The sequence below is a fragment of the Wolbachia endosymbiont of Tuta absoluta genome, from assembly GCF_059414725.1.
Genome location: NZ_JBNRJY010000724.1, coordinates 1 through 5158 on the forward strand (window position 1 = coordinate 1; position 5158 = coordinate 5158).

The 5158-nt window shown below is 37.1% G+C and carries 4 protein-coding genes; 3 read left to right on the forward strand and 1 reads right to left on the reverse strand.

Annotated features, from left to right (window positions below; all coding sequences use genetic code 11):
• Nucleotides 1-551 precede the first annotated feature (551 nt).
• From terL to ACJ5GX_RS07730, 3 genes are all read left to right on the forward strand, one after another.
• A complete protein-coding gene (terL, locus tag ACJ5GX_RS07720) occupies nt 552-1985 on the forward strand; it encodes a phage terminase large subunit (protein WP_096097222.1) in 1434 nt (477 codons plus the stop codon).
• Nucleotides 1986-2096: 111 nt separating this feature from the next.
• Nucleotides 2097-2984: an ankyrin repeat domain-containing protein gene (locus ACJ5GX_RS07725; RefSeq protein ID WP_096097223.1), complete on the forward strand. Its 888-nt coding sequence runs from the start codon at nt 2097-2099 to the stop codon at nt 2982-2984.
• Between the two features lie 166 nt (nt 2985-3150).
• A complete protein-coding gene (locus tag ACJ5GX_RS07730; RefSeq protein WP_052264822.1) occupies nt 3151-4392 on the forward strand; it encodes an IscS subfamily cysteine desulfurase in 1242 nt (413 codons plus the stop codon).
• A gap of 48 nt (nt 4393-4440) precedes the next feature.
• Here the strand turns inward: ACJ5GX_RS07730 and ACJ5GX_RS07735 are convergent.
• Nucleotides 4441-5158: FtsW/RodA/SpoVE family cell cycle protein (locus ACJ5GX_RS07735; RefSeq protein ID WP_495292875.1), on the reverse strand; the 718-nt coding region annotated here is incomplete at its 5' end.

Sequence of the window (5158 nt, forward strand, 5' to 3'; positions counted from 1 at the left end):
TCAATAAGAGTATTTATCCTTGTTTTTAATCTCTGCAGATTTAACAACAAAATTCAGTAAAAAACTCAGGTATATATTGGCAGATTACATAAAATTATAGCGGCTGCATGTCTTTTTTATTTTTTCTACATTCAGCCAAAATGCGCTTTAAATAAGCGTTAGCACATTATTACAATGCCAATTTACATTATTATAGGGTCAAAACTCGTTACACGGGGATTCTTTTGCCTTTTTTCTTCATTTGGTGAATTTCTTAATACTTGTAACTAAAGCTTCAGGCCAGCACTTGATGCTGGAATCCAGAAATCTTTTGAGCACAAAAGTTATGCTAGGTTTTGTTGGTAAGAAATTAGTGTCAGCTACTCGGATGACACCAAAGGGGCACTTGGATAGAGGCTACTTGAATAACACCATCATAAGGTGAACCAGTGTCAAGCACTGGAATGACAAGGAAAGGGCTACTTGGATGACAAGAAAAAGGACGCTGATATGACACCAAAGAGGCTGACACCACCATAAAGTAAATTCCACTAACACTATAGGAGACTAACATGAACTTTTTAAAATTTATCGAACTATGCTTTCAAACGGTGATGCCGGGATGTGAGTATAACAATTATCAGTATATAAAAATCATAGCAGACAGGCTTGAAGCAGCAAGTGTTGGTGAAGTGAAGCGAATAATATTCAATATGCCTCCGCGCTCAATGAAGTCTATGTGCGTGAGTGTTGCATGGCCTGCATGGATACTTGGTAATCAGCCAACCGCAAGAATAATAGTTGCAAGCTATTCTCAGCGGCTTAGCGAAAAGCATTCGCTTGACACCAGGTGCGTAATGCAGTCTAGCTGGTATAGAGCGCTATTTCCAGAGGTAGAACTATGCAAAGACCAGAACACTAAATATAAATTTCAAACAGTGCAGAGAGGATGTAGGATTGCAACATCTGTTGGTGGAACACTGACTGGTGAAGGTGGAGATTTTATCGTCGTAGATGATCCACTGAGCTCCTCTCAAGCTTTGAGTGAAACGTTTAGAAAACGTGCTACAAATTGGTTTGATCAGACTTTAGTAACTAGGCTCAATGAAAGGAAAAAAGGAGTTATCGTTGTTGTAATGCACAGACTACATCAGGAAGATTTAACTGGTCATCTTCTCTCCAAGCCGAAAAATATATGGCATCATGTTTGTTTGCCAATGATTTCTGAAAATAAGGAAATTATCTATTCAATCAAAAGACCAATTCTCCCTTCTCCTGTTCCTATTATTCAAGTAACTACAAATGAGTGCAAAAGCTCAACAGGCGCTACATCTTCAAGGATTTTATACTTAAAAAAGGAAGGTCAGCTGCTATATCCCCTAGATGTAGGAGAAATTGAAATGATAAAGGCTGAACTTGGGAGTTACGCTTTTGCTGCTCAATATCAACAAAATCCTCTGCCGCTTTCAAGTGGTATAATTAAGCAAGAATGGTTGAAACGCTATAGAAATTTTCCTGACAATCTCTTACATATAACTCAGAGCTGGGATACTGCAGTTTCAACAAACGATTCTAGCGGTTTTAGTGTCTGCACCACCTGGACAAAGGTGAATAATAAGTTTTATTTACTCGATGTATACCGTGCGAAGCTTGAGTATCCAAAACTTAAAGAACAAGTTCTATCACTAGCTGCAAGGTGGAAGCCACACGCAATTTTAATCGAAGCAAAAACAAGCGGTCAACAATTGATTCAAGAGCTAAAGACAATACCTGTTATTGAGATAGTGCCGCATAACAGTAAAATCGCTCGATTCCACCAGATTGTTCCGATAATAGAATCCGGCAAGGTTTTTCTGCCGCATCAAGCAATATGGCTCAGCGATTTTGAGTATGAAATTTTAATGTTTCCAGAAACCCGCCACGACGATCAAATCGACAGCACCGTGCAATATCTGCAGTGGATGAGAGATAGTAGCTTCAGGGTTGCAGCTATACGAACATTGTGATTCAATTTGCTACCCACAATTTCGATTATAAGCTCATTTAAAATAAATATTGATTTCTTATTTTGATTATTTAAAAATTAAAATAAATTATTTAAGATTAGGGTAAAAATTATGACAATAAATTATCAGCAGTGGCGGAAAATATTAAGGACGGTTAATAGTGATAATAAATTAGATAAAAGGAACGTAATTGAAAAAGTAAAAGAAGAGCTAAAGGCAAGCAATGAAGAGGTATTTAAACAGTGGGAAGAGAGTAATTTTTATGTAAATTATAAATTTGAAGTTGGAGATAATGAATTCACATTATTACATTTAACTGCTAAGTTAGGCTATACGAGCTTGACAAAGGCTTTAATAGTAACAAAAGGGATAGATGTTAATATAAAAGATAAAAATAAAAAGACACCTTTACATTTAGCTGCTGAAAATGGTTATAAAGAGGTAGTAGATGCTCTGTTGGAAAAAGATGAAATCAGGATTAATGAACAAGAAGATAAGGAGGGATGGACTCCTTTACATTTAGCTCTTATAATTGGCCATGTAGACGTGGTAAACTCTCTCATAGAAAACGGTGCGAATGTTAATATAAAAGATAACTATGGAGTGACACCTTTATCTTTGGCTATTCAAAGAGGTTATGTATTTACTCCGCCAAAAAAACGTGAAGGCTCCTCTGTTAATGTGAAAAATCATGCTAGAACTGCTTCTAGGAATTTAACTAAAGAGGAAAAACAACGCACATCAGCAATTGCGAAAGGTTTTTTTGCCGGTAGTGCAACTGCATTATCAGGTGTTTTAATAGCGAAAGCACTTTCTGCAACTGGAATAGTTACAGTTGAGTCAAAACCCTCTACACCAATAGCAGTGGCTAAAACTGCAGCTATAGCGCTAGTAGTTGGCAGTGCTGTATATGCATTGTCAAAGCCTGATACTCAAGTTGATAAACCAATCTTAACAAATAGACAGCAAGAAACCACTAGCGCGAGTAGAGTTTCCTAGCGTGTATTCGACCTAGCTAAACACTGATTATAGGGAATGACATTACATGGGCACTGGAATAACGTAGGAGAGAGCGCTGACAACTTTCGTTTAGGCAAGATTATATCTTGAAAAAATTAAGCCTTAGTGCTACTAAATGTAGTAACTTCTATGCTGGAATCTGACTATGAATGTGGAAAAAATACGCAATGCTAAAATAAAATTACCAATATTTCTCGATTATCAATCTACTACTAAAGTAGATCCTCGTGTTTTGGAGGTGATGATACCTTATTTTGGTGAGTTTAGTAATGCACACTCTCGTAGCCATTCATTTGGTTGGAAAGCTGAGGAAGCAGTAGAAAAAGCAAGGAAGCACATTGCTGATTTAGTGAATGCAGACAGCAAAGAAATCGTCTTTACCTCGGGTGCAACTGAATCAAATAACATGGCTATCAAGGGTGTTGCTCATTTTTATAAGAATAAGGGGAATCATATAATAACTGTCTGCACGGAGCATAAGTGCGTTTTAGATTCTTGTCGACATCTAGAAAATGAAGGCTTTAAAGTTACATATTTGTCCGTTAAGCAAAACGGAATTATAGATTTGTTGAAACTTGAGGAGGCAATCACTGATAAAACAATTCTGATTTCAGTGATGATGGTAAATAATGAGATCGGAGTAATGCAACCTGTCAAAGAAATTGGTGCAATGTGTAGAAAGCATAATATATTTTTTCATACAGACGCTGCTCAAAGCTTTGGAAAAGTTCCAATAGACGTAAATGAAATGAACATTGATCTTATGAGCCTTTCTAGCCATAAAATTTATGGACCTATGGGAATAGGTGCATTATATGTCCGTAGAAAAAATCCTCGTGTTAGGTTGACGCCACTAATTAGTGGTGGTGGACAGGAGAGAGGCATGCGCTCTGGAACAGTTCCTACTCCCCTTGCAGTTGGTTTTGGTGAAGCGGCACGCATCGCTAAAGAAGAAATGGAAATAGAAGCAAGCAAATTAGAAGAGTTGAGAGATATTTTGTACAACAAAATAAAAGAGGCATTTCCTGATATTGTTCTAAATGGTGACTATGAAAATAGGATTCCTGGTAACCTTAACTTAAGTTTTCCTTATGTTGAGGGTGAGTCTCTTATCATGGCAATCAAGGATTTAGCAGTAAGCTCTGGTTCTGCATGCACATCCGCATCTCTTGAACCTTCTTATGTCATAAGATCACTAAACAACGGCCACGATCTTGAGCATTCATCAATTAGATTTGGCCTTGGCCGATTTACAACTAAAGATGAAGTTCTATATGCAGCAGATCTTGTTACTAAAAATGTTGGACGGCTAAGAGAGATGAGCCCACTTTTGGAAATGGTACAAGAGGGAATAGATTTAAGCACCGTAAAATGGGATTCTCATTGAAGAATAAGACGTTAACTATTAGCAGAATGATAGTTGTCTAAGCTCTTGCTATGGATGAAATCGGAAGCTTAGCTTTAAGTCCTTTGTAGATGCTACGGAACTAAGTAGCAACCCTATACATATCAAGCTCGCAGCAGTTGTGCTTCCGCCATAGGATAGAAATGGCAGTGGGTCACCTATTATAGGTAAAAGGCCTATTGTCATTCCAATGTTTATAAAGAAATGAGCACTAAAAAAGGCGAAAACCCCGATAGATATTAACTTAGAAAAATAATTTTTTGACCTGTAAGCGATAGAGAATATTATAGCAAGCAATGTGGTATAGAGTAAAATCAAAGCCATGCTACCTAAGAACCCCCATTCCTCACTAAGTACAGCAAAAGCAAAATCTGTGCGTTTCTCTGGCAAAAATCCAAGTTGAGTTTGACTCCCATTAACAAACCCCTTACCAAATAAACCTCCTGAACCAATAGCTGTCTGAGATTGCTGCGCATTGTAACCTATTCCAAGCGGATCCACTGACGAATCCAAAAATGATAATATCCTTTGCTTGTGATAAGGGCGTAAAAAAGGCCAAATAGCTGGTATTGCGAAAATGCCAAGCGTTCCAAAAATTATTAAATGAGATCTTTCCATTATTGCTGTAAATATAATTGATGCTCCTATAAAAAACATTATCACAGCTGTGCCTAAATTAGGTTGCTTCAATACCAGAAATACAGGTAAGAAAATAATTATAAGTGGCTTAAATAAACTTTGAAATTTC

Coding starts and splice junctions, on each gene's coding strand:
- terL (WP_096097222.1), top strand. CDS start 552: ATGAACTTTTTAAAATTTATCGAACTATGCTTTCAAACGGTGATGCCG.
- ACJ5GX_RS07725 (WP_096097223.1), top strand. CDS start 2,097: ATGACAATAAATTATCAGCAGTGGCGGAAAATATTAAGGACGGTTAAT.
- ACJ5GX_RS07730 (WP_052264822.1), top strand. CDS start 3,151: ATGAATGTGGAAAAAATACGCAATGCTAAAATAAAATTACCAATATTT.